This is a genomic window from Microbacterium sp. NPDC055521 (assembly GCF_053619695.1).
Genome location: NZ_JBSHJX010000014.1, coordinates 50,715 through 77,284, shown reverse-complemented (window position 1 = coordinate 77,284; position 26,570 = coordinate 50,715). Strand labels below are relative to the sequence as shown.

24 protein-coding genes are annotated in these 26,570 nt (G+C 68.8%); 14 read left to right on the top strand and 10 right to left on the bottom strand.

The window, feature by feature from the left end; translation table 11 throughout:
- Positions 1-31: 31 nt before the first annotated feature.
- Positions 32-436: a hotdog fold thioesterase gene (locus tag ACWGSM_RS12610; protein WP_452323264.1), complete on the bottom strand. Its 405-nt coding sequence runs from the start codon at positions 434-436 to the stop codon at positions 32-34.
- Between the two features lie 63 nt (positions 437-499).
- Between ACWGSM_RS12610 and polA the strand changes: the two genes are divergently transcribed.
- The 5 genes from polA to ACWGSM_RS12585 are packed head-to-tail and all read left to right on the top strand — an operon-like array spanning position 500 to position 7,050.
- Entirely contained in the window at positions 500-3,133 is a 2,634-nt protein-coding gene (polA, locus tag ACWGSM_RS12605) for a DNA polymerase I (protein WP_452323258.1), read from the top strand.
- Between the two features lie 38 nt (positions 3,134-3,171).
- Positions 3,172-4,845 carry a DUF885 domain-containing protein gene (locus ACWGSM_RS12600; protein WP_452323257.1) on the top strand — a complete coding sequence of 558 codons (1,674 nt, stop codon included), beginning with the start codon at positions 3,172-3,174 and terminating at the stop codon, positions 4,843-4,845.
- A gap of 56 nt (positions 4,846-4,901) precedes the next feature.
- Positions 4,902-5,657: an SGNH/GDSL hydrolase family protein gene (locus ACWGSM_RS12595; protein WP_452323256.1), complete on the top strand. Its 756-nt coding sequence runs from the start codon at positions 4,902-4,904 to the stop codon at positions 5,655-5,657.
- The gene (gene yczE / locus ACWGSM_RS12590) at positions 5,654-6,304 is read left to right on the top strand and encodes a membrane protein YczE (protein ID WP_452323255.1); all 651 of its coding nucleotides are present in this window, start codon (positions 5,654-5,656) and stop codon (positions 6,302-6,304) included. Before ACWGSM_RS12595 ends, yczE begins: the two co-directional genes overlap by 4 nt.
- Before the next feature lie 17 nt (positions 6,305-6,321).
- On the top strand, positions 6,322-7,050 hold the full coding sequence (locus ACWGSM_RS12585; RefSeq protein ID WP_452323263.1) for a formylglycine-generating enzyme family protein: 729 nt from the start codon (positions 6,322-6,324) through the stop codon (positions 7,048-7,050).
- A gap of 21 nt (positions 7,051-7,071) precedes the next feature.
- On the opposite strand, the gene ACWGSM_RS12580 is transcribed toward ACWGSM_RS12585, so the two are convergent.
- Entirely contained in the window at positions 7,072-8,352 is a 1,281-nt protein-coding gene (locus ACWGSM_RS12580) for an MFS transporter (RefSeq protein ID WP_452323262.1), read from the bottom strand.
- Between the two features lie 109 nt (positions 8,353-8,461).
- On the opposite strand from ACWGSM_RS12580, the gene ACWGSM_RS12575 reads away from it, so the two are divergent.
- The 4 genes from ACWGSM_RS12575 to ACWGSM_RS12560 all read left to right on the top strand — a co-directional run bounded on the left by ACWGSM_RS12575 (position 8,462) and on the right by ACWGSM_RS12560 (position 13,825).
- Positions 8,462-9,538: a DNA polymerase IV gene (locus ACWGSM_RS12575; protein ID WP_452323254.1), complete on the top strand. Its 1,077-nt coding sequence runs from the start codon at positions 8,462-8,464 to the stop codon at positions 9,536-9,538.
- A 101-nt stretch (positions 9,539-9,639) separates the two neighbouring features.
- Positions 9,640-11,064 (top strand): serine/threonine-protein kinase, encoded by a 1,425-nt coding sequence (locus tag ACWGSM_RS12570; RefSeq protein WP_452323253.1) that lies wholly within the window; start codon positions 9,640-9,642, stop codon positions 11,062-11,064.
- Positions 11,061-12,695 carry a phosphatase PAP2 family protein gene (locus ACWGSM_RS12565; protein ID WP_452323252.1) on the top strand — a complete coding sequence of 545 codons (1,635 nt, stop codon included), beginning with the start codon at positions 11,061-11,063 and terminating at the stop codon, positions 12,693-12,695. Before ACWGSM_RS12570 ends, ACWGSM_RS12565 begins: the two co-directional genes overlap by 4 nt.
- Before the next feature lie 281 nt (positions 12,696-12,976).
- Complete coding sequence (locus tag ACWGSM_RS12560) at positions 12,977-13,825, top strand: class I SAM-dependent methyltransferase (protein ID WP_452323251.1); 849 nt, start codon at positions 12,977-12,979, stop codon at positions 13,823-13,825.
- 129 nt (positions 13,826-13,954) lie between these two features.
- On the opposite strand, the gene ACWGSM_RS12555 is transcribed toward ACWGSM_RS12560, so the two are convergent.
- The 3 genes from ACWGSM_RS12555 to ACWGSM_RS12545 are packed head-to-tail and all read right to left on the bottom strand — an operon-like array spanning position 13,955 to position 17,221.
- Positions 13,955-16,306, bottom strand: a complete 2,352-nt coding sequence (locus ACWGSM_RS12555) for an ATP-binding cassette domain-containing protein (RefSeq protein WP_452323250.1) — start codon at positions 16,304-16,306, stop codon at positions 13,955-13,957.
- 47 nt (positions 16,307-16,353) lie between these two features.
- Positions 16,354-16,770, bottom strand: a complete 417-nt coding sequence (locus ACWGSM_RS12550; protein WP_452323249.1) for a VOC family protein — start codon at positions 16,768-16,770, stop codon at positions 16,354-16,356.
- Positions 16,771-16,780: 10 nt separating this feature from the next.
- Positions 16,781-17,221 carry a helix-turn-helix transcriptional regulator gene (locus tag ACWGSM_RS12545; RefSeq protein WP_452323248.1) on the bottom strand — a complete coding sequence of 147 codons (441 nt, stop codon included), beginning with the start codon at positions 17,219-17,221 and terminating at the stop codon, positions 16,781-16,783.
- Positions 17,222-17,281: 60 nt separating this feature from the next.
- Here ACWGSM_RS12545 and ACWGSM_RS12540 point away from each other — a divergent pair, with 60 nt between their 5' ends.
- Positions 17,282-17,866: an HdeD family acid-resistance protein gene (locus tag ACWGSM_RS12540; RefSeq protein WP_452323247.1), complete on the top strand. Its 585-nt coding sequence runs from the start codon at positions 17,282-17,284 to the stop codon at positions 17,864-17,866.
- A 63-nt stretch (positions 17,867-17,929) separates the two neighbouring features.
- Here the strand turns inward: ACWGSM_RS12540 and ACWGSM_RS12535 are convergent, their stop codons facing one another.
- Positions 17,930-18,694, bottom strand: coding sequence for an SDR family oxidoreductase (locus ACWGSM_RS12535; protein ID WP_452323246.1), 765 nt, complete (start codon positions 18,692-18,694; stop codon positions 17,930-17,932).
- Positions 18,695-18,806: 112 nt separating this feature from the next.
- On the opposite strand from ACWGSM_RS12535, the gene ACWGSM_RS12530 reads away from it, so the two are divergent.
- The 4 genes from ACWGSM_RS12530 (at position 18,807) to ACWGSM_RS12515 (ending at position 21,485) form a co-directional block, all read left to right on the top strand.
- Positions 18,807-19,280 (top strand): NfeD family protein, encoded by a 474-nt coding sequence (locus ACWGSM_RS12530; protein WP_313355572.1) that lies wholly within the window; start codon positions 18,807-18,809, stop codon positions 19,278-19,280.
- Positions 19,281-19,287: 7 nt separating this feature from the next.
- Entirely contained in the window at positions 19,288-20,214 is a 927-nt protein-coding gene (locus ACWGSM_RS12525) for an SPFH domain-containing protein (RefSeq protein WP_452323261.1), read from the top strand.
- Positions 20,211-20,981, top strand: a complete 771-nt coding sequence (locus ACWGSM_RS12520; RefSeq protein WP_452323245.1) for a glycerophosphodiester phosphodiesterase family protein — start codon at positions 20,211-20,213, stop codon at positions 20,979-20,981. Before ACWGSM_RS12525 ends, ACWGSM_RS12520 begins: the two co-directional genes overlap by 4 nt.
- A gap of 120 nt (positions 20,982-21,101) precedes the next feature.
- Entirely contained in the window at positions 21,102-21,485 is a 384-nt protein-coding gene (locus ACWGSM_RS12515) for an RNA polymerase-binding protein RbpA (RefSeq protein ID WP_313355576.1), read from the top strand.
- Here the strand turns inward: ACWGSM_RS12515 and lnt are convergent, their stop codons facing one another.
- The 4 genes from lnt to tatA form a co-directional block, all read right to left on the bottom strand.
- Entirely contained in the window at positions 21,486-23,006 is a 1,521-nt protein-coding gene (gene lnt / locus ACWGSM_RS12510; protein ID WP_452323244.1) for an apolipoprotein N-acyltransferase, read from the bottom strand. It abuts the gene before it with no gap.
- 4 nt (positions 23,007-23,010) lie between these two features.
- Positions 23,011-25,482 (bottom strand): DEAD/DEAH box helicase, encoded by a 2,472-nt coding sequence (locus ACWGSM_RS12505; RefSeq protein ID WP_452323243.1) that lies wholly within the window; start codon positions 25,480-25,482, stop codon positions 23,011-23,013.
- Positions 25,479-26,240: a twin-arginine translocase subunit TatC gene (gene tatC / locus ACWGSM_RS12500; protein ID WP_452323242.1), complete on the bottom strand. Its 762-nt coding sequence runs from the start codon at positions 26,238-26,240 to the stop codon at positions 25,479-25,481. Before tatC ends, ACWGSM_RS12505 begins: the two co-directional genes overlap by 4 nt.
- Before the next feature lie 62 nt (positions 26,241-26,302).
- A complete protein-coding gene (gene tatA, locus ACWGSM_RS12495) occupies positions 26,303-26,536 on the bottom strand; it encodes a Sec-independent protein translocase subunit TatA (protein WP_313355582.1) in 234 nt (77 codons plus the stop codon).
- Positions 26,537-26,570: the final 34 nt, after the last annotated feature.

The following is a 26,570-nucleotide window of genomic DNA, read 5'->3' as shown; positions in this document are numbered from 1 at the left end:
CCGCCGATCGGCGGGGCCTCTTCGCTTTCCGTCAGGCGTCGACGGTCTTGATCAGGTTCGTGATGCGGATGGTGGAGCAGCGTCGGCCCTGCTCGTCGGAGACGGCGATCTCGTGCACGGTCATGCTGCGCCCGAGGTGCACGGGCGTGCAGACTCCCGTGACGACGCCCGAGGTGGCCGAACGGGTGTGGGTCGCGTTGATGTCGATGCCGACCGCGAGACGGCCGGGCCCGGCGTGCAGGTTCGCCGCCATCGACCCGAGCGACTCTCCCAGCACCACGTACGCACCGCCGTGCATCAGGCCGACCGGCTGAGTGTTCCCCTCCACCGGCATCGTCGCGACCGCGCGCTCGACGGTGAACTCGGTGAACTCGATGCCCATCTTCTCCGCGAGCGCGCCCATGCCGCGGTGCGTGGCCCACTCGAGGCCGGTCATCTCGGTCTGCTCGGTCAATGCTCCTCCTCAGCACGTGTCCGCCGCCCTCGTTAGGCTTGCAGGGTGACGGACTCCGCAAAGCCTACCCTCATGGTCGTCGACGGCCATTCACTCGCGTACCGGGCCTTCTTCGCCCTCCCGGTCGAGAATTTCACCACGAAGGACAACCAGCACACGAACGCCATCTACGGCTTCCTGTCGATGCTGGTCAACCTGATCAAGGCCGAGAAGCCGACGCACATGGCGATCGCCTTCGACACGTCACGCCACTCGTTCCGAACCGAGGAGTACCCCGAGTACAAGGCGACGCGCTCCGAGACACCGGGCGAGTTCAAGGGTCAGATCCCGCTGCTTCAGGACTGCCTTGCCGCGATGTCGATCCCCGTGCTGACGCAGGAGGGGATCGAGGCCGACGACATCCTCGCGACGCTCGCCAAGCAGGGATCCGACCAGGGATACGACGTTCTGGTGGTCTCGGGTGACCGCGACACCATCCAGCTCGTGAACGATGACGTCACCCTGCTGTATCCGTCGGTGCAGGGTGTGTCGCAGCTCAAGCGCTACGACCCCGTGACCGTGCACGAGCGCTACGGGGTGCGGCCCGAGCAGTACCCCGACATCGCCGCCCTCGTCGGCGAGACGAGCGACAACCTGCGCGGCGTTCCGAAGGTCGGCGAGAAGACGGCCGTCAAGTGGCTCACGCAGTTCGGCAGCCTCGACGAGCTGCTGGCCCGTGCCGAGGAGATCAAGGGTGTCGTCGGCGGCAACCTGCGCGATCACCTCGACGTCGTGCGCCGCAACCGCAAGCTCAACCGCCTGCTGAACGACGTCGAGCTGCCCGTCACCCCTGCCGAACTGGTCGTCAAGCCGATCGACGCGCAGGCGGTGCGCGACATCTTCGCGCGCCTCGAGTTCCGGACGCTGCTGCCCCGCGTCTTCGAGGCGGTGGGTGCGCCCGACGAGCCGGTTCACGACGCGCCCGCCGTCGAGGTGCCGGCGCCGACCGAATCATCCGCCGCCGATCTCGCCGCCTGGCTCGGTGAGCAGAAGGCCGAGGTGGGTCTGCTGCTCACCCTCGTCAGCGGGGCGATCACCCGCGTCGGGGTAGCCACCGAGACAGAGCTGCGCGAGTGCAGCTGGAGCCCCGAGACGGCCGAGGCCCTGACCGCATGGCTCGAGTCCGATGCGCCGAAGGTGCTGAATGACGCGAAGCCGCAGGTCAAGGCGCTGCTGCGCAACGGCATCCGGCTGGGCGGACTCGCCCACGACACCCTGCTCGCCGGCTGGCTCATGCGCCCGAGCTTCCCCGACAAGACGCTTGCGCACCTCGTCGGCCGCTACCTCGACGAGAAGCTCCCCGAGGCCGACCCCACGCAGCTCGTTCCCGAGACCGACGGCGCCACCCCGGCGCAGGAGGCGTGGTTCACGCTGCGCACCGCGGTCGCCGTGCGCGAGGCCATGCCCGAATCGGTCGCGACCGTGCTGACCGACATCGAGCTGCCTGCGGTCATCGCCCTCGCCGACATGGAGTCCGCGGGCGTGTCCGTGTCGCACGACGTGCTCTCGACCTTCTCGGGCGAGCTGCTCGCCCGCACCGACGTGCTCGCCGCCGAGGCGTTCGCGCTCGTCGGGCGGGAGTTCAACCTCGGCTCGCCGAAGCAGCTGCAGGAAGTGCTGTTCGAAGACCTGCAGCTGCCGAAGACGCGCAAGACCAAGACGGGGTACTCGACGGATGCCGCGGTGCTCGCGGATCTGCAGGAGACGAACCCGCACCCGTTCCTCGCCCTGCTGCTGCAGCACCGCGAGGCCACCAAGCTGCGCCAGATCATCGAGACCCTCGACACGGCGATCCGGGACGACCACCGCATCCACACCACCTATGTGCAGACCGGAAGCCAGACCGGGCGACTCTCGAGCACCGACCCGAACCTGCAGAACATCCCGGTGCGCACCGAGGAGTCCCGCCGCATCCGGAGCGCCTTCCAGGTCGGTGAGGGTTACGAGACCCTGCTGACCGCCGACTACTCGCAGATCGAGATGCGCATCATGGCGCATCTGTCGGGCGATCCCGGGCTGATCGAGGCATTCAACTCGGGCGAGGACCTGCACCGGTTCGTGGGCGCCCGGGTGTTCGGAGTCCAGCCCGAAGAGGTCACCTCGGCGATGCGCACGAAGGTGAAGGCCATGTCGTACGGTCTCGTCTACGGCCTCAGCGCGTTCGGACTGTCGAAGCAGCTGCGCATCGAGCAGTCCGAGGCGAAGCAGCTGATGCTCGAGTACTTCGCCCGCTTCGGAGCCGTGCGCGACTACCTGCGCGCATCGGTCATGCAGGCGAAGGAAGACGGCTACACCGAGACGATCTTCGGGCGCCGGCGCCCGTTCCCCGACCTCGCGAGCCCCAACCGCGTACTGCGCGAGAACGCCGAGCGCGCGGCGCTGAACGCGCCGATCCAGGGCAGCGCCGCCGACATCATGAAGATCGCCCTGAACCGGATCCACGCAGACCTGCGCGAGCGCGAGCTCGCCTCGCGCGCCCTGCTGCAGATCCACGACGAACTCGTCGTCGAGGTCGCCGCGGGGGAGTGGGACGCTGTCGAGAGCATCGTGCGCGAGCGCATGGCCGGCGCGGCAGAGCTGACCGTGCCGCTGGACGTGCAGGTCGGACGCGGTCGCGACTGGAACGAAGCCGCGCACTGATCTCCTGCGCAGAGGGGTGCGGGGTTAGGCTCGAGACCATGAGTTCAGCGCCGCGCACTCCCTCTGCCATCGACCGGATCGCCGAGAACTGGGTCGACACCCTGGTCGACCTCTCGCCCATCCTCGGCACCTACATCGGACGCAACGAGGCAGGTGCCCGCCTCGATGATGTGAGCCCGGAAGGGCACGAGCGCAGCATCGCCGCCACACGCGAGACGCTGGCCGCATTGGATGCGGCCACCCCCGCCGACAGCGTCGACGAGATCACGAAGACGGACCTCTCGGCCGAGCTGCGCCTGCAGCTCGAGCTGCACGACGCGCAATGGCACCTGCGCGACCTGAACGTGATCGCGTCGGCGCCGCAGGACTTCCGCCAGGCGTTCGACCTCATGCCCACCGAGACGATCGACGACTGGGCGGTCGTCAGCGAGCGGCTCGCCGCCGTGCCGACAGCGCTCAAGGGGTACGTCGAGACGCTGCGCGAGGGCATCAAGCGCGGCGTCGTCCCCGCTCGTCGCCAGGTCGCCGAAGTCGCCACGCAGATCGCCCGGTACAGCGCCGACGAGGGCTTCTTCGCGTCATTCGCGGTGACAGCGGCACCGGCTGACGGCCAACTGCCGGCATCCCTCGCCCGCGATATCGCCGACCACGCCGCCGCGGCGCGCGTGGCCTACGACGACCTGCGCCAGTTCTTGTCCGGCGAGCTGGCACCGGTCGCCGGCGAGCAGGACGCCGTCGGGCGCGACCTGTACGCCTTGAACTCCCGCCGGTTCCTCGGTGCGACCATCGATCTCGACGAGACCTACGAGTGGGGCCGCGATGAGCTGCAGCGGATGATCACCGAGCAGGAGGCGATCGCGAACGAGATCCTGCCCGGCGCGAGCGTCGACGAGGCCGTGGCGCACCTCGAGGCCGACCCCTCGCGCAAGCTGCACGGCACCGAAGCGCTGCAGAGGTGGATGCAGCAGACGAGCGATCGGGCGATCGCCGAGCTCGGCGCCAGCCACTTCGACATCCCCGAGCAGATCCGCGAGCTGGAGTGCATGATCGCCCCCACTCAGGAGGGTGGGATCTACTACACCGGCCCGACCGACGACTTCTCGAGGCCCGGCCGCATGTGGTGGTCGGTGCCCGAGGGCGTGACCGAGTTCGACACGTGGCGCGAGCTGACCACCGTGTACCACGAGGGTGTTCCCGGCCACCACCTGCAGATCGCGCAGGCGACGTACAACCGCGCCGAGCTGAACACCTGGCGGCGGGTGCTCGCCGGCACCTCGGGTCACGCCGAGGGCTGGGCGCTGTACGCCGAACGGCTGATGGAGCAGCTCGGCTACCTCGACGACCCGGCAGACCGCCTCGGCATGCTCGACGGCCAGCGCATGCGCGCGCTGCGCGTGGTACTCGACATCGGTGTGCACCTCGGCAAGCCGCGCCTGTCGGGCGAGGGGATCTGGGACCACGATTACGCGCTCGAGGAGATGCGCCGCAACGTGAACATGCCGGACGAGTTCCGCCGATTCGAGGTCAACCGGTACCTCGGATGGCCGGGACAGGCGCCGTCGTACAAGGTGGGCCAGCGCATCTGGGAGCAGGTGCGCGACGCCGTGCAGCAGAAGCAGGGCGAGGCGTTCTCGTTCAAGGACTTCCACAAGCGCGCGCTCGACATCGGCGGCGTCGGCCTCGACACGCTCCGCACCGCGGTCACCGGCTGAGGGGATTGCGCAGAGCGCGTGACGCGACCTCGTCCGCGCCGCAATAGGCTGAGATCATGGCGGCTGTGCGGTTCGTGGCGATCGGAGACTCCTTCACCGAGGGGGTCGGCGACGAGCTGCCCGACGGCAGCGTGCGCGGCTGGGCCGACCTGGCCGCGCAGGGCTGGGCGCACGCCATCGGTGAGCCGATCCAGTACGCCAACCTCGCGATCCGCGGTCGTCTGATCTGGCCGATCGTCGAAGAGCAGCTCGAGCCGGCGCTCGCGCTGCGCCCGACGCACCTGTCGTTCAACGGCGGCGGCAACGACATCCTCCGCCCGAACGCCGACACCGAGCACATCGCCGATGCGTTCTCCCGCGTCCTGCGGCGCTGCGACGAGGAGGGCGTCACGCTGATCCTGCTCTCGGGTGCCAACCCGAGCGCTCAGCTGCCGCTGGGCCCGGTCTTCCAGCGTCGCGGCGATGCGCTGTCGGCCGCGGTGCTGCGCCGCGTCGAGGACCGCCCCGACGTGATCCGCGCGCTGAACTGGCCGGATGCCGAGCTCTCCCGCCCTCGCTACTGGTCACAGGACCGCCTGCACATGAACGCGAACGGCCACCACCGCGTCGCCGCCCGCGTGCTGCACGCGCTGGGTCTGGAGCCGCCGGAGGAGTGGTGGTCGCCGAGCACCGATCACCCTGCCGGCCCGGCCGGGCTCGCGTACTACCGGCAGTTCGTCGGACCCTGGGTGCGACGACGCGTGACGCGCACGTCGTCCGGCGACGGGCGGGTGGCGAAGTTCCCCGCCTGGGTCGAGATGGTGCCGCAGTGATCTCTTCCCGCCGCACACGGATGCCACGCCGCATCACGCAGCTGCTCGTCGGGGTGTTCCTGTACGGCATCGGCATCGCCTTCCTCGTGCGCAGCGCTCTGGGCGCCGCGCCGTGGGACGTGCTGACGCAGGGCGTCACCCGCCACGTCCCGCTGAGCTTCGGAATCGTGACGACCATCGTCAGCGGCATCGTGCTGCTGCTGTGGATCCCGATCCGGCAGAAGCCCGGGGCGGGCACGGTGATCAACGCGCTTCTGGTCGGCCCGTCAGCCGACGTGGGCTTCCTCTTCATCCCGGTCGGAGAACAGCTGTGGCAGCAGGCGCTGCTCTTCACGATCGGGCTGCTCGTGCTCTCCGCCGCCACCGGGCTCTACATCGGAGCGCACTTCGGCCCAGGCCCTCGCGACGGGCTGATGACCGGTCTGCATGTGCGGCTGCGCCGCCCGATCTGGCTGGTGCGCACCTGCCTCGAGGTGACGGTCGTGCTCATCGGCTGGGCGCTCGGCGGCGTCGTGGGCATCGGCACCCTGCTGTTCGCCCTGCTCGTCGGCCCGCTCTGCCAGTTCTTCCTGCGCGTGTTCGCCGTTCCGCTGACGCCGCAGACAGGCGCCGCGTCGAGCACCGGACCCGTGACCGTTCAAGGGTGACGGTGGATCTCTGGGAGATGCGGGCGCTGCCCGGCGGCCGCGTCGCATTGCACGATGCACGCCGCAAGGAGCACCGGACCGTCGAGCTCGAACCCTTCGAGATCGGCGCGTTCGCCGTCACCGAGAGTCAGTTCGCCGAGGTGCTGGGTATCGCCGCCCAGCATCCGCGACGCCCGGCCAGGGATCTCAGCTGGTACCGCGCCATCCGGTTCTGCAACGCAGCCTCCGAGTGGGAGGGGCTCGACCGGGCCTATTCCTTCGACGGCGAGGAGGTCACCTGGCACGTCGACAGCGACGGCTATCGCCTGCCGACCGAAGCCGAATGGGAGTACGCCTGCCGAGCCGGATCGGTCGGGCCGCAGTACGGTCCGCTGGATGAGATCGCCTGGACGTCACTCGACGGCGTCGGAGCGCCGCGGGATGTCGGCATGAAGCTGCCGAACCTGAACGGACTCTTCGACACACTCGGCAACGTGTGGGAGTGGTGCTGGGACTTCCTCGACCCTGAACGCTACGACGACTACCGCGTGTTCCGCGGCGGAGGATTCGCCGACGACACCTGGAGCGTTCGGGCATCCGTGCGCCGCGGAGGGGCTCCGCGCATGCACCACGACGACCTCGGCATGCGGCTCGCGCGCGGCGGCTTCGACGGCCCGGATGCCGCGCAGGGCTGGTCTGCGCATGCCGATGTCGAACGTGGCGGGCGCGGGGGAGCGCGGCCGATCGGCTGGACCCCGCGCCGCTGACCCGCCGCCCGCGCCCCGGGTTCAGCGGCGTCGCTTGCGCTCGGGATCGAGGCCCATCCGGATGCGGGTGCTCTTGCGCTCACGGATGATGAACGACGCGCCCAGCAGCCAGAGCGGGATCTGGGTGGCGAACGCCCAGCGGAATGCGTCGAGCGAGTAGGTGTCGGGGGTGCCGGCGCCCTGCAGGTCGAGCGTGAGTCCGATGAAGAAGATCGCGATGAGCGCGGCGAGGAACCCGCCGGAGTTGGTCACGCCGGTCGCGGTGCTCAGGCGGTGGGCCGGGTTGTGCGTGCGGGCGTGGTCGAAGGCGATCATCGATGCCGGGCCGCCCGCGGCCAGGCACACTACCAGCACGATGAGCAGCCAGATCGGCGCGGGCCCCGGCCAGAGGATCACCGTGGTCCATGCGGCCACCTGAACGGCGATGCTCGGCAGCACGAGGGCGAGCGACCGGCGGGTGGGGATGCGCCGCGACAGCATGCCGAGCACCGGGCTCAGTGCCATGCTGACGAGGACGGTGATCGACAGGATGCCGGCGGCGCCGGCGGGTGTGAGCCCCTGACCGGCCGTGAGGAACGGCATGCCCCACAGCAGCAGGAACGCCGTGCTGGCGAACGGGGTGGTGAAGTGCGACCAGAATGCCAGTCGGGTGCCGGGGTGCGCCCAGGCCGCGCGGATGCCGACACCGGTGTCGATCGCCGAGGTGATCACCTGCACGACACCCGTCTCGGTGTTCACCGTCACGTCGGCGCTGCGCTCGGGCGGGTGGTTGCGCACCAGCATCCAGACGAGGATGGCGAAGAGCAGGCCGAGCCCGGCGACGCTGCCGAAGGTGATCGTCCAGTTCGTGGAGTGCAGCAGCACGGCCAGGGGAGTGAGCGCGATGAGCTGGCCGGTCTGGCCGACGAGGCCCGTCAGCTGCCCCATCACGGGTCCGCGCTGGGCGGGGAACCATGTGGCGACGAGGCGCAGCACGGCGGGGAAGATCGCCGCATCTCCCGCGCCGAGCAGAACACGCGCGATGAGGGCGATGCCGATGCTGGGTGACACCGCCATCACGAACTGCCCGAGCGCCATGAGCAGCATCCCGATCACCATGATCGGACGCGAGCCGTACCTGTCGAGCAGCACCCCGATGGGGATCTGCAGCCCGCCGTACACGGCGAGCTGCACGACCGCGAACAGGGAGAGCGTCGCCGCGTCGGCCTGAAAGCGCTCGGCCGCGTCCACGCCCACCGCGCTGAGCGAGCTGCGGTTCATGATCGCGAGCACGTACGCCGCGGCCGCCACGCCCCACACCATCCACCCTCGCCATCCGGGAGTCGTGCGGGGGAGGGGAATATCGCTCACACATCAAGGTTAGTCCTGGCCGGCGGGTGACATGACGCAGCGGGCGGCGCAGACTCGAGACATGAGGCCGTGGGTGCTGCACGTCGACATGGACCAGTTCATCGCTGCTGTCGAGGTGCTGCAGCATCCCGAGCTCGCCGGACGTCCGGTGATCATCGGCGGCAACGGCGACCCCACCGAGCGGGCTGTCGTGGCGACGGCATCGTACGAGGCGCGCGAGTTCGGGATCGGTTCGGGCATGCCGATGAAGATCGCGGCGCGCAAGGCACCCGAGGACGCCGTCTTCCTGCCGGTGGATCACGCCGCCTACGAGCGCGTGTCGGCGGCAGTGATGGCGACATTGCGGGCATTGCCCGGCGTGACGCTCGAGATCATCGGGTGGGACGAGTGCTTTCTCGGGGTGACGACCGACGACCCCGAGTCCGTGGCGCTGCGGGCACAGGAGGCGGTGCTGGCGGCCACCGCGCTGCACTGCTCGATCGGGATCGGCGACAACAAGATCCGCGCGAAGATCGCGACCGGGTTCGGCAAGCCGCGGGGAGTCTTCCGCCTCACCGAGCAGAACTGGTTCGAGGTCATGGGGGAGCGGTCGACGCGCGAGCTGTGGGGCATCGGTCCGCGAGTGCAGAAACGGCTCGCCGGTCACGGCATCCGCACCGTGCGAGAGCTGGCGGATGCCGACCGCGCAGAGCTCATCGCGGAGTTCGGACCGAGAATGGGCGTCTGGTACACAGACCTCGGCTACGGGCCCGGACCTGCCGTCGTCGACGACACCCCCTGGGTGGCGCGCGGTCACAGCAGAGAGACGACGTATCAGCAGAACCTCACGACGACCGAGCAGATCACCGCGGCGGTTCGTGACCTGGCACTCCGGGCGTTCGATGACTGCGCGGCGGAAGGACGGCCGGTCGCGCGCGCGCACCTCAAGGTGAGGTACGCGCCCTTCGACACCAGGACGCTCGGTCGCAAGCTGCCGGCCCCGACGTCCGATCGCGAGGACTTCGTGCGCGCCGCACTGGAGCTTGCTGCAGCAGTGGATCCGGGGCGCGAGGTGCGTCTGCTCGGAGTGCGCGCGGAGATGACCATGCCTGCAGACGGCGACCCTGCCGAACGCACCCCGGTGCGCGGGCGAATCTGATCGACCGCGGGCTCGTCGACTGTCAAGGCCATCGGGCTGCGACCCACGTCGGCTTAGAGTGATCTCGTCGCTGGGCCCCGAACAGGCGGCGGGAGGACTCGATGGCCGACGACGATGCGCTGCCCCCCTCTGACCTGATCGACGGTCGCTATCAGATCCTCGAATGCGTCGGCCAGGGCGGGATGGCGCGGGTCTATCGGGCGAAGGACACCCTCCTCGGACGCATCGTCGCGGTCAAAGTGCTGCGCGCCGAGCTGGAGGGCGATGACGCATCGGCCGCTCGTGCACGGGGCGAGATGACGGCGCTCGCCTCGCTCAATCATCCTGCCCTCGTCACGCTCTACGACGCGCAGCTGGTGCCGGGACGCCCCGAGTACCTGGTGATGGAGTACGTCGACGGCCCCACGCTGGCCGAACGCATCGCACAGGGGCCCCTTCCCGCCGCCGCGGTGGCGGCGCTCGGGGCCGACCTGGCAGAGGCGCTGCACGTCGTGCACAGTGCCGGCATCGTGCATCGCGACATCAAGCCGTCGAACGTGCTCATGTCGCAGGCGCCGTTTCCCGCCGGCCGATCGGGCGCGAAGCTCGCCGACTTCGGCATCTCGGCCCTGGTGGATGCCGCCGGCATCGTGATCGGAACGGCCGCCTACATCGCGCCTGAGCAGCTGCAGGGCGCGATGCCCGCGCCCGGGGCAGACATCTACTCGCTCGGGCTGGTGATGCTCGAGGCGCTCACCGGCGTACGCGCCTTCCCCCAGTCCGACGGCATCGGCGCCGCGATGGCGAGATTGACCTCAGCCCCCGAGGTGCCGGCAGATCTCGGGCCCGCCTGGACCCACCTGCTGACAGGGATGACGGCGACCGATCCGAGCGAACGCCCGATCGCATCGGAGGTCTTCGCCGCAGCATCCGAACTCGCGGCCGCCTCGGCGCCGCCGCCGCGCCCCACGATGCCCGCGGCTTCCGCCGCCGCCGCGCTGGCCGCTCGCGCGGCTGCGGGTGCGGCCTCAGCGGAGGGCGCGACTGCCGCGATGACCACGCCGACGCGCCTGCTCCCCGGCGAGGCGGGGACTCCGGTGCCGACCCGTGTGCTGCCGCAGGAGTCCGGCGTCGAGAGCCGTGCGAAGCGCCGCCGAGTCGGGGCCATCGGCGCCGCCGCGGCCGCAGCCGTCGTCGCTGCAGGCCTCGCGGGAGCATGGATGCTGGGCAGCGGCGGGCCCGAACCCGCGGCACCCGATCCGGCCGCCACCCAACCATCCGCACCATTGACGCCGCCGCCGCCTTCGCCCTCGGGCCCGCCCGAGGATGAGGCAGACACCCCGCAGACGGACACGGGGACTAAGGAAGACCGCAAAGCGCAGGAGAAGGCGACGAAAGAAGCCGAGAAAGCGGCCGAAGCGCGGCGAAAGGCGGCCGAGAAGGCCGAGAAGGCGGCGGAGAAGGAGGCCGAGAAGGAGGCCGAGAAGGAGGCCGAGAAGGAGGCGGAGAAGGCGCGGCAGGAAGCCGAGGACGTGGAGGAGCGGTGAGAGCATCACAGGGAGACAGTGGTCGTGCGGGAGCGATTCTCGTCACCCGCGTCGTGCGGCGAATGGGATTGCGTGCCCCCACCTCGGCCGCGCTGCGACGCGCGCGTCTGCTGCCGCTGTGGGTGCGCCGGATGGATGCGCGCGCGGCGCGGAGGATCAATGGGCACCGGCATCTCCCTGAACTCGATGTCGCCCTGGCCCGCCTCTCGCAGCGTGCGGATCGCAGCAGGCTCTGGTTCGCAATCGCCGGTGTGCTGTACGCGATCGGCGGATCGCCGCGCCGAGGCGCCGTGCGCGGGATCGCATCCCTCATCATCGGCAGCGCTCTGGCCAACCTGGTCGGCAAACGGGTCTTCGGCGGGGATCGGCCGCTGCTCAAGGACGTGCCGATGCCGCGACGGCTGACGAGCACGCCGACGTCCGGATCCTTCCCGTCGGGACACTCCGCATCTGCCGCCGGCTTCGTCACCGGTGTCGCCCTCGAGTCGGGCCGATCGGGTGCGGTGCTGGCGCCTCTCGGCGCCGCGGTGGCGTACTCGCGGCTGCACACCGGAGCGCACTGGCTGTCGGACGTGATCGGGGGAGCGGCGCTGGGGTCGGCGGTTGCGATCGTCGGGCGTATGCTCGTACCTGCACGTCCGCGGCCCGAGCCGACGCACCGAGGGGCGACGATCGAACTGCCGCCACTGCCCGACGGTTCCGGGGTGCTGATCTTCGTGAACTCAGCGTCGGGGATCGATCCGCTGCGCCCCGAGCCGGTGGCCTTCCTCTCCCAGGAGCTGCCGTCGGCGGCGGTGCACGTGCTGGGGGAGGGGGAGAAGATCGCACTGCTCGTGCGCGACGCGGTGGCCTCCGAGAACCCGCCGCGGGTGATCGGTGTCTGGGGTGGCGACGGCACGGTGGCCAGCACCGCCGACGCTGCCCGCCATGCGCACCTGCCGCTGGTGATCTTCCCCGGCGGTACCTTCAACCATTTCGCTCGCACGGCAGGGGCGGCAACGCTCGAAGACGCTGTTCAGGCGCTGCGCGATGGAGTCGGCAGCCGCGTCGATGTCGCCGAGCTCACGATCGACGGCGGGCCGCCGATGACGGTGATGAATGTCGCGTCCATCGGGGTGTATCCCGGGTTCGTCGCGGAGCGGGAGCAGATGGAGGAACCGCTGGGCAAGCCCGTCGCCGCGCTGATCGCCGCTGTGCGCGTGCTGGCGCGAGCGCACACGCTGCATGTGCGGATCGACGGGCGCTCCGCGCGGGTGTGGTCGATCGCGGTCGCCGCGGGTCAGAACTCGTCGGCGTCGATGGTTCCGCTCCAGCGGCGTCGCCTCGACGATGGCGTTCTCGACGTGCGAGTGCTGCATGCGCGGGGGCGGATGCCACGTCTGCGCGGACTCGTCGCACTGGCGTTCGGAGTGCGGGCATCCGCTGTGCTCGACCGGGTGCCGGGGCGCGCCGCACTCGCGACGATCGAGGCGTTCACCGCCGAGCAGGTGAGCATCGAGGCGCGATCGTCGACGGGCAAAGAAGTGAATGTGGCACATGACGGCGAGGTGTCCGTGCTCGAGCAGGGCAGCACCGTCGCGACGGTGCGGATCGTTCCCGGTGGGCTTGACGTCTACGGTGCTCCCGCCTAGCGCGGGCGGATGCCGGAGCATGAACGGACTGCCCGAGATCCGCAGGCCTGCGTGGCGGGATCCGGAGCGCCGATGGCGCACCCTGAAGCCTCCGTATCGAGCCGGCCCTGCAGCGTGAGTGACACAGTCGGCGCGCCGCGCCTCGAGAGGAGCATGATCACTCGTTCTGACATAATGTGCATTATCAGTTATTCCTCAGGCGGAACCAGATCGGGTTTCCGCAGGTGGCTCCGCGCCCGAATACCTGTTGCGGGCGGCTCGCGCTGAGTAGGCTCACGACCGTGAACGGGAGCAACCTCAGCATCGATTGGGAATCCGCGCGGCAGGTCAACCGCGAGAACTGGAACGACCGCGTCCCGCTGCATGAAGTCGCGTACGGTCTCGAGCGCTTTGACGATCCTGCACATCTGAGCGATGTCGTCCGCGAGGATCTGCCGGTGCTGCAGCGCTTCCTGCCCGATCGAAGCCTACAAGGACTGGATCTCTGTCACCTGCAGTGCCACATCGGCACAGACACCGTTTCGCTGGCGCGAGCCGGTGCGAACGTGACCGGGATGGACTTCTCCGGACCGGCGCTGGCGGCAGCATCCGCGCTGGCTGCTCGCGCCGGCGTGCAGGCTCGCTGGGTGGAGACCGACGTGCTCGATGCGCGCCGCGCCGTCGACGGGGATTTCGACGTCGTGTACACCAGCATCGGAACGATCACGTGGCTCGAAGACCTGCATCGCTGGGCCGAGCAGATCCACGGGCTGCTGCGCCCCGGCGGCATCTTCTATATCCGCGACGGGCATCCCGCTCTGTACGCGATCGACGAGGAGGCCCCCGATCTGACGACCCGGTACCGCTACTTCGGTGACGGGCGCGCGCAGCTGTGGGACGACCCGTCGACCTACGTGGGCGACGGCACTGTCGAGCATTCCCGCACCTACGAGTGGCCGCATCCCCTCTCGGAGATCCTCGGAGTGCTGCTGGCCGCCGGGTTGCAGCTCGTGCACTTCGATGAGGGACGCACGCTGCCGTGGAAGTTCAGCCCGCGCATGGTCGATGTGCCCGGTGGCTACGCCTGGCCCGAGTCCGAGCGCGATCTCATCCCGTGCACGTACACGATCGTCGCGCAGCGCGACTCATGACGGCACCCGGGCAACCGCCATGAGGTGAGCACTCATGTCTCGGATGCCACCGGGTGCTGAGCCGCGCCTCCTCATCGAAGAGATCGCCGTAACAGCTCAGGACGCGGGCGTCGATGGCATCCTGATCCGTCACGCGACGTACTCCGCGAGGTGCTCGCCGGTGAGGGTCGACCGATTCGCGACGAGATCGGCCGGAGTCCCCTCGAAGACCACCTGCCCGCCGTCGTGACCGGCACCCGGCCCGATGTCGATGATCCAGTCGGCGTGGGCCATGACCGCCTGGTGGTGCTCGATGACGATCACCGTCTTACCCGAGTCGACCAGGCGGTCGAGAAGCCCCAGCAGGTTGTCGACATCCGCAAGGTGCAGACCCGTGGTCGGCTCGTCGAGCACATAGATGTCGGCCTTCTCCCCCATCTGGATCGCGAGCTTGAGGCGCTGACGCTCGCCGCCCGACAGGGTGGAGAGCGGCTGACCGATGGTCAGGTAGCCGAGTCCCACGTCCTCCATCCGCGACAGGATCGAGACGACGGCAGGAATCCTCGTCTCGGGCGCGGAGAAGAACGCGTGCGCCTCGGTGACCGGCAGGTCGAGAACCTCGGTGATGTCGAGCCCGCCGAGCTTGTATTCGAGAACGCCCAGTTGGAAGCGCTTGCCGCCGCAGTCCTCGCAGGGCGTCTCGATCGTGTCCATGAACCCGAGCTCGGTGATGATCACGCCAGAACCCTTGCAGCTCGGGCAGGCACCCTCGCTGTTCGCGCTGAACAGAGCCGGCTTCACACCGTTGGCTTTGGCGAACGCCTTGCGGATCGGCTCCAGCATTCCCGTGTAGGTGGCCGGGTTGCTGCGGCGTGAGCCCTTGATGGCCGTCTGATCGATCGCGACCACCCCGTCCATCGGACTGATGGAGCCGTGCACGAGCGAGCTCTTCCCCGACCCCGCCACTCCCGTCACGACGGTGAGCACGCCGGTGGGCACGTCGACGTCCACGTCCTTCAGGTTGTTGGCATCCGCTCCCCTCACCTGCAGAGCGCCGGATGACGTGCGCACCGCATCCTTCAGCGCCGCACGGTCGTTCAGGTGACGTCCGGTCAACGTTCCGCTCGCGGTGAGCTCATCGACGGTGCCCTCGAAGCACACCTCTCCCCCGCCGCTGCCGGCTCCCGGTCCGAGGTCGACGACGCGATCGGCGATCGCGATCGTCTCGGGCTTGTGCTCGACGACGAGCACGGTGTTGCCCTTGTCGCGCAGCTGCAGCAGCAGGGTGTTCATCCGCTGGATGTCATGCGGATGCAGACCGATCGTCGGCTCATCGAACACGTAGGTCACGTCGGTGAGCGACGAGCCGAGGTGTCGCAGCAGCTTGATGCGCTGCGCCTCTCCCCCGCTCAGCGTTCCCGACGGACGCTCGAGGCTCAGATAGCCCAGCCCCAGGGTGACGAACGAATCGAGGTTCGCGCGCAGGGTGTCGAGCAGGGGACCTGCCCCGCTCACCGACAGGCCGCGCACCCACGCCGCCAGATCCGTGATCTGCATGCGGCAGGCGTCGGCGATGCTCGTGCCGTCGATCTTCGATGATCGCGCGCCCTCGGTGAGGCGTGTGCCGTCGCACTCCGGACATGTCTTGAACGTCGCCACACGCTCGACGAACGCCCGGATGTGCGGCTGCAGGGCGTCGATGTCCTTCGACAGCATCGACTTCGTGATCTTCGGGATCAGACCTTCGTAGGTCATGTTGATGCCCGAGATCTTCACCTTGGTCACCTCACCGTAGAGGAACATCTGGCGCTGCTTCTCGGTGAACTCCGCGATGGGCTTGTCGGCCGGATAGAAGCCCGACTGCGAGAAGCCCTTCACCATCCAGCCGTCGGCGGTGTAGCCGGGCACCCTGATCGCGCCGTCGTCGAGCGACTTCGTCTCGTCGACGACCTGGGTCAGGTCGATGTCCGACACCGCTCCCCTGCCCTCGCAGCGCGGGCACATGCCGCCGAGATACACGACATCCTTGACGATCTTCTTCTCGCCCTTCGGCCCGGTCATCACCCCGCTGGCCTTCTGCGTCGGGATGTTGAACGAGAACGCCGTCGGCCCGCCGATGTACGGCTCGCCGAACCGCGAGAACAGGATGCGCAGCATCGCATTGGCATCCGTGACCGTCCCCACGGTCGAACGCGGGTTCGCGCCGAGGCGCTCCTGATCGACGATGATCGCGGTGGTGAGCCCTTCGAGCACGTCGACGTCGGGCCGGGGCACCGAGGGCATGAAACCCTGCACGAAGGCGCTGTAGGTCTCATCGATCATCCGGCGGGACTCTGCGGCGATGGTGTCGAACACCAGCGAGCTCTTGCCCGACCCGGAGACGCCTGTGAACACTGTCAGGCGTCGCTTCGGCAGGCTGACCGAGACGTCCTTGAGATTGTTCTCGCGCGCGCCCTCGACGCGGATGACGTCGTGACTGTCGGCGGGGTGGTCCTGTGGCACGGTGCTTCCTTCGACGGGGTGGATTCGGATGCCGGGCGGCGCACGCGTCAGGCGATGGACTGATTGATACGGACGAAATTACCGGCAGGATCGCGGAACGCGCAGTCGCGCACGCCGTAGGGCTGATCGATGGGCTCCTGCACGACATCCGCGCCCTTCGCCTCGATCTCGGCGAAGGCGGCATCCACGTCGTCGGCGGTGAGCACGACGCCCGCGTAGCTGCCCTTCGCCATGAGCTCGAGGATGGTGCGGCGCTCATCGTCGCTGATCCCCGGGTCGACCGCAGGAGGGGTGAGCACGATCGACGTGTCGGGCTGCCCGGCCGGTCCCACCGTGATCCACCGCATGTCTTCGTATCCGACATCTTTGCGGACTTCGAATCCGAGGATGTCGCGGTAGAAGGCGAGGGACGCCTCCGGGTCGATGTGCGGGAGGAAGCTGACGCTGATGGTGATGTTGTTCATGGCGTCGACGCTACTCACGCCCGTGCGACGTCGCTTCTCGATTCCTGATCGGTCTGGTCGCCTGCTTCTCGACCCACGACGGGATGCCCGGGCCCAGTCCCGGATCCCGCCGGTAGGCGCTCGGAGAGACGCCGACGAGTTCGCTGAAACGGGTGCTGAACGTGCCGAGCGACGAGAAGCCGACGGCGAAGCACGCCTCGGTCACCCCCACGTCTCCGCGGCGCAGCAGCGCCATGGCCCGCTCGATGCGCCGCGTCATCAGATACGAGTAAGGGGACTCTCCGAAGACCTGACGAAATCGGCGGCTGAGGTGACCGGCCGACATGTGCTCCCCCCGCGCGAGCGTCTCGACGTCGAGCGGGCGAGCGTACTCGCGATCGATCCGGTCGCGCACCCGACGCAGCCTGGTCAGCTCGGCAAGTCGATACGCGTCCTCAGCACACTGTCCCACATCCCGATCCTGGCATCCGATAGCGTGTGCGCGAAGGGTCCGCTCCACGAAAGGATCATCATGACCGCTCTCCGCTTCACCGAGCCAGGCTTCCTGCGCTCCGTCCGTCTGTTCCTCGGCATCGCCGGCGCGATCACCCTCATCGCCGGTATCGTGCTGCTCGTCTGGCCTGCGAAGTCGGCGGTGATCGTCACCGGCATCTTCGCCAGCTACCTCATCATCGGCGGTCTCGTCTATCTCGGTCTCGCCGTGTTCTCCAGCAGAGGCGGCGGGTGGGTGCGCACCGGCCATGTCGTCCTGGGGCTGCTGTACATCGCCACCGGCATCATCGCCTTCGCGAACCTCAGTGCCGCCACTGTCACCCTCGCGATCGTCGTGGCGATCTTCATCGGCGTGAGCTGGATCGCCGACGGGGTCGTGGCGCTGAGCCTGATGGGACACGACGCGTCGCGGGTGTGGACGCTGCTCTACGCACTGCTCGGCATCATCGCCGGCGTCGCCGTGCTGTTCTCGCCGCTCTACGCCGCGACGGTGCTCTGGCTGATCCTCGGCATCTCGCTGGTCGCGCTCGGAGTCGTGCAGCTGGTGCGCGCGTTCACCCTCAAGCAGGTCGAGTCCGCGCAGACGCCTGACGTCGTCGTCTGAGCCGACGCCACGAAATGATGAGGGATGCCACCCGGCGGTGTGGCCTTTCTCATCACGTGGACGTCACTCGGCGGTGAAGTCCGAGGTGTCGCCGACGAGGCGGGTGTTGTCAGCGGGCACCGGCTCAACGGCGGCCTTGGCCACCTCGGCGGCGAACTCCGAGACGTTGTAGAGCTTTCCCGCCGACTCGCGGCGCCCCGCGATCGCTCCGGGGTTGGCGCGCTCGAGCAGAGTCGCCGTGATGGTGCCTTCGATCATGTCGCCCGAGACGACCGTGAATCCGACGCCCTTCTCGGCGAGGCCGGGAATGAGCTCCCGCAGGGCGTCCTCACCCGCCCGCTTCGAGCGGGCGACCGGCTCGTACTCGGGCATGGTCGGCGTGGTGCGGATGAAGTGGGCCTGGTGGCTGGTGACGAAGACCACCCTGGCCTCGTCGCTCAGCAGCGGCTCAGCGGTCTGCAGCACGTTCACCTGTGCGTCGCGGTTGAGCGTCAGGGCGTAGTCCTCGACCATGCCCGACTCCATGCCGCCCGACGCGTTGAGCACGAGCACGTCGAGGCGCCCGAACTCCTCGCGCACGCGGTCGAACATCGCGGACACGGACTCGGGATCGGTGAGGTCGGCGCCGACGACCAGAGCGCGGCGGCCGAGGGCGCGCAGCTCGTTCGCGAGCTTCTCGGCGCGGGGGGCCTTGTTGCGGAAGTTGATGACCACGTCGGCGCCCGCCTCGGCGAAGTAGCGGACGGTGTCGGCGCCGATGCCACGCGACGATCCGGTGACGAGGGCCACCTTGCCGTCGAGGGATCCGGCGGGAAGGACCTGGGTCATCTCTGCTCCTCGGGATGCGCGTGTTCGCCCGGTTGGCGACATCCCACCCTACAACGGGGGCTTGTCACGACCGGGCCGCGAGCCCCGTGGTAGGTTGACGCCAGGAGGGCGAATGGACGGTCTGGCGACATTCTTAGCCGACATCGGGCAGTGGGCGTGGATCGCGTGGCTGGTGCTGATCGCCGTCTTCCTGGTGATCGAGATGCTCACCCTCGACTTCACCTTCCTCATGCTGTCGTTCGGCGGCCTTCTCGGACTCGTGGCGGGACTCGTGGGCCTTCCATGGTGGGCGCAGCTGATCGTCGCCTCTGCCGCCGCGGCGATGTTCATCTTCTTCCTCCGCCCTCCTCTGCTGCACCGCCTGCGCCGCGGCGAGGATCCGGCGAAGTCGAACGTCGACGCATTGACGGGCCTTCGCGGCACCGCCCTGCTCGACATCACCCAGATCACCGGTCAGGTCAAGCTCAGCAACGGCGACATCTGGACCGCGCGCAGCGCCGACGGCACGCCGATCATCACCGGCACCCGCATCGCGGTCGTCGACATCAGCGGCGCCACCGCCATCGTCCGTCCCGTCACCGAATAGGAGCATGATGAACGACTCCTCGTTCATTCCGACCGCCATCGCGTGGGTCCTCGCCATCGCGGTCATCATCTTCGTGCTGGTCACGATCGCCCGCGCGATCCGGATCATCCCGCAGGCCACGGCCGGCGTCGTCGAGCGCCTCGGTCGCTATCACAAGACCCTGCAGCCCGGGCTGAACATCCTCGTGCCGTTCATCGACCGGCTGCGTCCCCTGATCGACATGCGCGAGCAGGTCGTGTCGTTCCCGCCGCAGCCCGTCATCACCGAGGACAACCTGGTGGTGTCGATCGACACCGTCGTCTACTTCCAGGTGACCGATGCCCGTGCCGCGACCTACGAGATCGCCAATTACCTCGGTGCGGTCGAGCAGCTCACCACGACGACGCTGCGCAACGTCGTGGGTGGACTGAATCTCGAGGAGGCGCTCACCAGCCGTGACAACATCAACGGTCAGCTGCGCGTCGTGCTCGACGAGGCGACCGGCAAGTGGGGCATCCGCGTCTCGCGCGTCGAGCTGAAGGCGATCGACCCGCCCGTCTCGATCCAGGACTCGATGGAGAAACAGATGCGCGCCGAGCGCGAGCGCCGTGCCACGATCCTGACCGCGGAAGGATCGAAGCAGTCGCAGATCCTCGAGGCGGAGGGACAGCGCCAGGCGGCGATCCTCAAGGCCGAGGGAGACAAGCAGGCGGCCGTGCTGCGCGCTCAGGGTGAGGCCGAGGCCATCCAGAACGTCTTCAGTGCGATCCATCAGGGCCGGCCCGACGACAAGCTGCTCGCCTACCAGTACCTGCAGATGCTGCCCAAGATCAGCGAGAGCGAGTCGAGCAAGCTCTGGATCATCCCGAGCGAGCTGACCGAGGCCCTCAAGGGTATCGGATCGGCGTTCACTCCTCGCGGCGACGCCGCCGGCGAGCCACCGCGCAGCACGTGACGCACCCGTTCTTCGCGGGTACCGGAAGTCCTCGCGTCTTCGCGCACCGCGGACTGGTGCTCGCCGACAGCGGACATGCGACGGTATGGGAGAACACGGCGGCCGCGTTCGCCGCCGCCCACGCGGCCGGTGCGGAGTACATCGAGACCGATTGCCGGGTCACCGCCGACGGCGACGTCGTGCTCGTCCATGACGAGACGCTGCAACGTATCGCGGGCGAGCCGCGCCCTGTGCGCTCGGTGCGCACCAGAGAGCTCGAGCGTCTCTTCGCCTCGCACGGCGGCCTGCTCACCGTGGCGGCCGCTCTGGATGCCTTCCCCGACACCAGGTTCAACATCGACGTGAAGACCGCCGAGGCATCCGTCCCGCTCGGCGCTGTGCTCGCGCCGCACGCGCACCGGGTTCTGGTCACGAGCTTCTCCGACCGGCACCGACTGGCCGCGCTGCGGGCGACGCTGCAGGCGAGAGCGGAGATCACGCCCGCCACCTCGGGCGGTCGATCGGTGATCGCGCAGCTGCGCGCTCTCTCGGCAGCCCGCCTCTCCCCCGCCCGGGTGCTGCGAGATGTCGACGCCGTGCAGATCCCGGAGTCGCACGGCGGCATCCGCCTCTTCACGCCTTCGCTGTTGCGGGCCGCTCGCAGACACGGGGTCGAGGTGCACGTCTGGACGGTGAACGACCCTGCTGACATGACGCGACTGGTGGCGGACGGCGCTGACGGCATCGTGACCGATCGGGCCGATGTGGCGGTACGCGTCCTCTCCTGACTGGCCTCCACGCCGACGGATGCCCTGGGATTCCCCTGTGAGTCAGCGTGGGTTCTCGTCGCTGTGGATGATTCGCACAGGCGCGAGCGTTATACCTGACAGCGACGAGAGGACCACACAATGGCAGATCGCAGCCTTCGCGGCATCCGGCTGGGTGCCCAGAGCCTTCAGAGCGAGGAGGGCGTCGTCTTCATGGAGCGACGCTCCACCGCGTACAAGTGCGACACGTGCGGCCAGGAGACCACACTGATGTTCGCGGCCGACGCCGAAGCACCGCAGACCTGGGAGTGCCGTCACTGCGGCGCCGAGGCGGTGCTGCAGATCGACGGCGCGTCGGTCAAGCTCGAGGACAGCGACCAGAAGGTGGCACGCACCCACTGGGACATGCTGCTCGAGCGTCGCACCCGCGACGAGCTCGAAGAGCTGCTCGCAGAGCGGCTCGCCTACATCCGCGCCCGCCGTGGCGCGGGAGACGACCCCACGCGCCACCGCATCGGCGCCTGATCAGCGTCGTCGTCGCGACAGCAGTCCGGCGACGACCAGCACGGCCGGAGAGATCAGCATCCCCAGTTGGATCCACGGCCCGAGTACGACCCCCGCCGTGAGGCCGGAACGCAGTTCGACATCCTCGACCAGCGCTCCGGCCTCATCGGCGTCCAGGGCGGCGACGGTCGACCCGTCAGGCCGGATGATCTGGCTCGTTCCCACGGTCGAGACGTTCACCACACTGCGACCGGTCTCGATCGCACGCATGCGGGCGAAGGCGAGCTGCTGCAGATTCTCGTCCGTCCCACGGAAGTCGGCGTTGTTCGTCTGGAAGACCAGCACCTCGGCTCCCCCGGTCACGCTCTCGCGGATGACCTCGTCGTAGATCACGTCGAAGCAGATCGCGAGGCCGACCCCGGTTCCGTCCACCCGCACGAGCGGCGGGTTGCTGCCCGGGGTGTACTCGCGGCCGATGAGCCCGATGAGGTCGGGGGCGAGCGCGTAGTAGAAGTCACGGTCGGGGACGTACTCGCCGAAGGGCACCGGATGCCGCTTGTCGTGCAGCTGCGAGGCATCGCCCTGCTGCGTCCACAGGAACGACGTGTTGAAGATGTCTTCACCGCGCTCGGTGGCGGTGTTGGCGAGCAGCGGCGCGCCGAACTCGTTGACGAGGCGGGTGAGCCGCCGTGCGGTCGTCTCGTCTTGCAACGGGTCGTAGTCGACGCCGCCCTCCGGCCAGACGAGCAGGTCGACGTCCGCATCGCCGATCGTCCTGGTGGCGTCGGTCTGAGCGCTGATCACCCCATACGGCTCGCGCTCGTCGAAGTACCCCGTCGGGCCGTCGCCCTGCACCGCCGCGATGCGCATCTCCCCGGATCGCGCCGTCGGGAACAGCGGAGTCAGCAGCAGCACGAGAAGGGTCACCGCCGGCGCGATGAGGTCGGTCGCGCGCCTCCATCCCCGCATCCGGAACAGCTCGATCAGCAGCGCGACGAGGGCGACCATCAGAAACGTCAGCCCGCTCACCCCCATCCAGGAGGCGACCGGCGCGAACGGCCCCTGCGCTTGCGACATCCCCAGCCGCGCCCACGGGAAGCCTCCGTACGGCCAATTGCCGAGGAAGAGCTCGTGCGTCGTCCAGAGGCCGGCCACGACGAAGGGCAGCGCCAGACGTGTGCCGCGGGGCCAGACGCGGGGCAGCCAGCGGTACGCCAGCGTGATCGGGATCAGCGCCACGGCGGTGAGAACACCCTCCACGACGGTCAGCGCGATCCACGGCACCGGACCGAGATAACGCGCCGTGAACGAGACCTGCAGGGCGAAGAACACCAGTCCGTACGAGAGGCCGACCAGCAGAGCCCCGCCGACGCGTCGTCCGCGCAGAGCGGGCAGCAGCAGAGCCAGCGCCACGAACACCAGCGGCCAGATCGCCGCGGCGGGGAAGGCCAGCGCCATGAGCACCCCGGCGACCGCCGCCATGCCGGCCGCGGCCCACAGGGGCAGGGCGGGGCGCGCCGACGGCGGGTTGGTGACGCTCATCCGGTCACACCGCGGTGTAGACGACGATGCCGCGCCGCACGCCGTCGAGCGCCCGGCGAGCCGTCCGGGCGAGGTCCCCGTCCTCGGCGACGATCGAGAGCTGGTCGAGCAGATCGATGGTCTGCTTGGCCCAGCGCACGAAGTCGCCGGCCGCCATGTCGGCGTCGATCAGCACGCGATCCAGCGAGCCTCCGCGGGCCCAGGCGTGCATCGCGGCGGCGAGACCGGGCGCGAGCGGCTCGGTGCGCGGCAGCGAGTAGTCGTGCTCGAGGTCGTCGAGCTCGGCCCAGAGCCTCGTGGTCGCGTCGTAGGCGATGCGGAATGCGCCGCGAGGCAGGCCCCGTTCCCCCATGTTCTGCTCGTCGCGTCGCGGCTCGTAGACCAGGCAGCTGGCCATCGCGGCCAGCGACGGCGCATCCAGCGTGCGCCACAGCCCCTGCCGCAGCGACTCGGCGACGAGCAGGTCGCGCTCACCGTAGATGCGACGCATCGTGCGGCCCGCGTCGGTCAGCGACAGACGATCGCCCTCGCCGTCGAGATAGCCGACCACCTGCAGCACATCGATCACCCGGTCGAAGATCCGGGCCACCGTGCCGGTGCGCGTCTCGATCTGACGGCGGATGCGGTCGGTGTCGCGCTTGAGTGAGAAGTACCGTTCGGCCCAGCGCGCATGCGCCTCCCGATCGGGGCAGCTGTGGCAGGCGTGTCGCCGCATTCGGGTGCGCAGCCCCTGGATCTTCTTGAGCCGCTTGTCGCGTGCGGCGCGCCCTCCGGCATCTCGTCGATCCTTCTTCTCGAGATCGCTGAGCTCGCGCCGCATCGCGGCGTACTCGAGGAAGTCGCCGTGCTCGCACGTCATCGCCTCGCGATAGCCGGCCAGCGAGTCCTCCGCCTCGCGCACCTTGCGGGCGAGCCCGACGACCGACCGGTCGGCCTGGAACTGCGCGAACGACGACTCGAGGATCTCGCGCGCCCTCGACCTGCCGAACCGGTCGATGAGGTTGACCGCCATGTTGTAGGTCGGGCGGAAGCTGGAGTTGAGCGGGTAGGTGCGGCGGGATGCCAGTGCCGCGACGGCCTGCGGATCCATGCCCTCGGTCCACTGGACCACGGCGTGACCTTCGATGTCGATCCCGCGACGGCCGGCGCGGCCGGTGAGCTGGGTGTACTCCCCCGACGTGATCGCGACCCTCGCCTCGCCGTTGAACTTCTCCATCTTCTCGAGCACCACTGTGCGGGCGGGCATGTTGATGCCGAGCGCCAGCGTCTCGGTCGCGAAGACGGCCTTCACCAGCTTGCGCTGGAAGAGCTCTTCGACGACCTCCTTGAACGCGGGCAGCATGCCGGCGTGGTGTGCGGCGACGCCGCGCTCGAGGTCGTCGCGCCACTGCCAGAAGCCCAGCACGTCGAGATCCTCGTCGAGCAGCGCGCGGGTGCGGTCGGTGACGATCTCGCGGATCAGCGTGCGCTCCTCCTGCGTGGTCAGACGCACGCCGGAGCGGCGCACCTGCTGCACGGCGGCGTCGCACCCGACCCGGCTGAAGATGAAGAAGATCGCCGGCAGCAGGTTCGCCCGCTCGAGCAGGCGCACCACCTCGGGCCGGTCCATCCGCTCGATCCGGCGCATGTTCGACGCCCGCACGGGGCGCTTGCCACCGCGCGGCGGACGGTGCGCCTCCCGCCCGGCGTGCCGGGCGCTGCGGTAGTCCTGCGCGCGACTGTTGCTGTCGTGGCGTGAGCCGGTGAAGGAGCGGATGCGCAGCAGCTCCTGATTCACCTGAGCGGTCGCGATGCCCGCACGTTCGTCGAAGAGCGGCAGCAGGTCGTCGCGCACGAGGACGTGCTGCTCGAGTGGCACCGGGCGGATCTCCGACACGATCACATCGGTGTCGCCGCGCACGGTGTCGAGCCAGTCGCCGAACTCCTCGGCGTTCGACACGGTCGCGCTCAGCGAGACGAGGCGCACGTGCTCGGGTAGGTGCAGGATGACCTCTTCCCACACCGGGCCGCGGAACCGGTCGGCGAGGTAGTGCACCTCGTCCATCACGACGTAGCGCAGCCCGCGTAGCGCGTCGGAGTCGGCGTACAGCATGTTGCGCAGCACCTCGGTGGTCATCACCACGATGCGCGCGTTGCCGTTGATGTTCGTGTCGCCCGTGAGCAGACCGACCTGATCCGCGCCGTACACGTCGACGAGCTCACGGAACTTCTGGTTCGACAGCGCCTTCATCGGCGTGGTGTAGAACGCCTTGTCGTTCGCGGTCTGCATGGCGAGGTGGATCGCGAACTCGCCGACGATCGTCTTCCCCGCACCCGTGGGAGCGGCGACCAGCACGCTGCGGCCGCGCTCGAGGGCATAGCAGGCGTCGACCTGGAACGGGTCGAGCGCGAAGCGCTGGCGGTCGGCGAAGGCCCGCGTGTGCGGGTGCTCGGCCGCCGCGCGGGCGGCAGCGTAACGCTCGGCGGGTGAACTCATGCTGTGGGCAAGTTCGGGTCGAGTCCCTCGGCGATCCGCCGCTTGCGACGCCGTCTGTCGAGCAGGAGGGTGAGGCCTGCGGCCGCGAAGTACAGCACCGTGAGCATGCCGGCCAGCATCAGCATGCTCACGACATCTGCGGCGGGCGTCGCGAGCGCCGCGAATGTGGTCGCGATGAGCACGGCGACCCGCCATCCCTTGAGGATCGCCCTCCCCGACAGGATGCCGGCGAAGTTGAGCACCACGAGGAACACGGGCAGCACGAAGGCGACGCCGATGACCATCATCATCTTGAAGACGAAGTCGTAGTACTTCTTCGCCTCGTAGAGGTTGGTGGCGCCTTCGGCGGTGAAGGAGGCCATCAGCTCGATGACGTGCGGGACGACCAGCGTGCCGACGTAGCATCCGGCGAAGAAGAGCGGCAGTGCGGCGCCCAGGAACCCGACCGTGTACCTGATCTCCTTGCGCGTCAGCCCCGGCATGATGAACGCCCAGAGCTGCCACATCCAGATCGGTGCCGACAGGAAGATGCCGATGGAGAAGGCGATGCGCATCCGCAGGTCGAACGGCGCGGTGACCGAATCGTAGGTGAGCGCGACCAGCGTGTCGCTCGTCTTCGCGACCTGGTTGATCGGCTCGGTGATGAAGGCGATGATCGGGTCGGTGATGACGAACGCGATGATCATGCCGACCAGCAGGCCGGCAGCCGCGAGCATCAGCCGCTTGCGGAACTCGAGTAGATGAGCTCCCAGCGACATGCGCCGTTCACCGCGTGGCTGACTGTCCTTCGCGGCGTGGGAATCTACCGCAGCCACGGTGATCAGACTGTGCGATCAGGACCGGCGGGCGCGTCGGGGTCGACGTCTCCCACGGCATCCTTCTTCTTGACGGTGTCGGCGGCGTCTTCCTCGCGCATCGCCTTCATCTCGCCCTTGAAGACGCGAGCCGACTGGCCCATGCTCTTGGCCAGCGCCGGCAGCTTCGCCGCACCGAAGAGAAGAAGGATGACGACGAGCAGGATAACCAGGTGCCATCCGTTAAGGTTGCCGAGCATGCAGGACTCCTAGATCGAGGTTACGGTCAGTCTA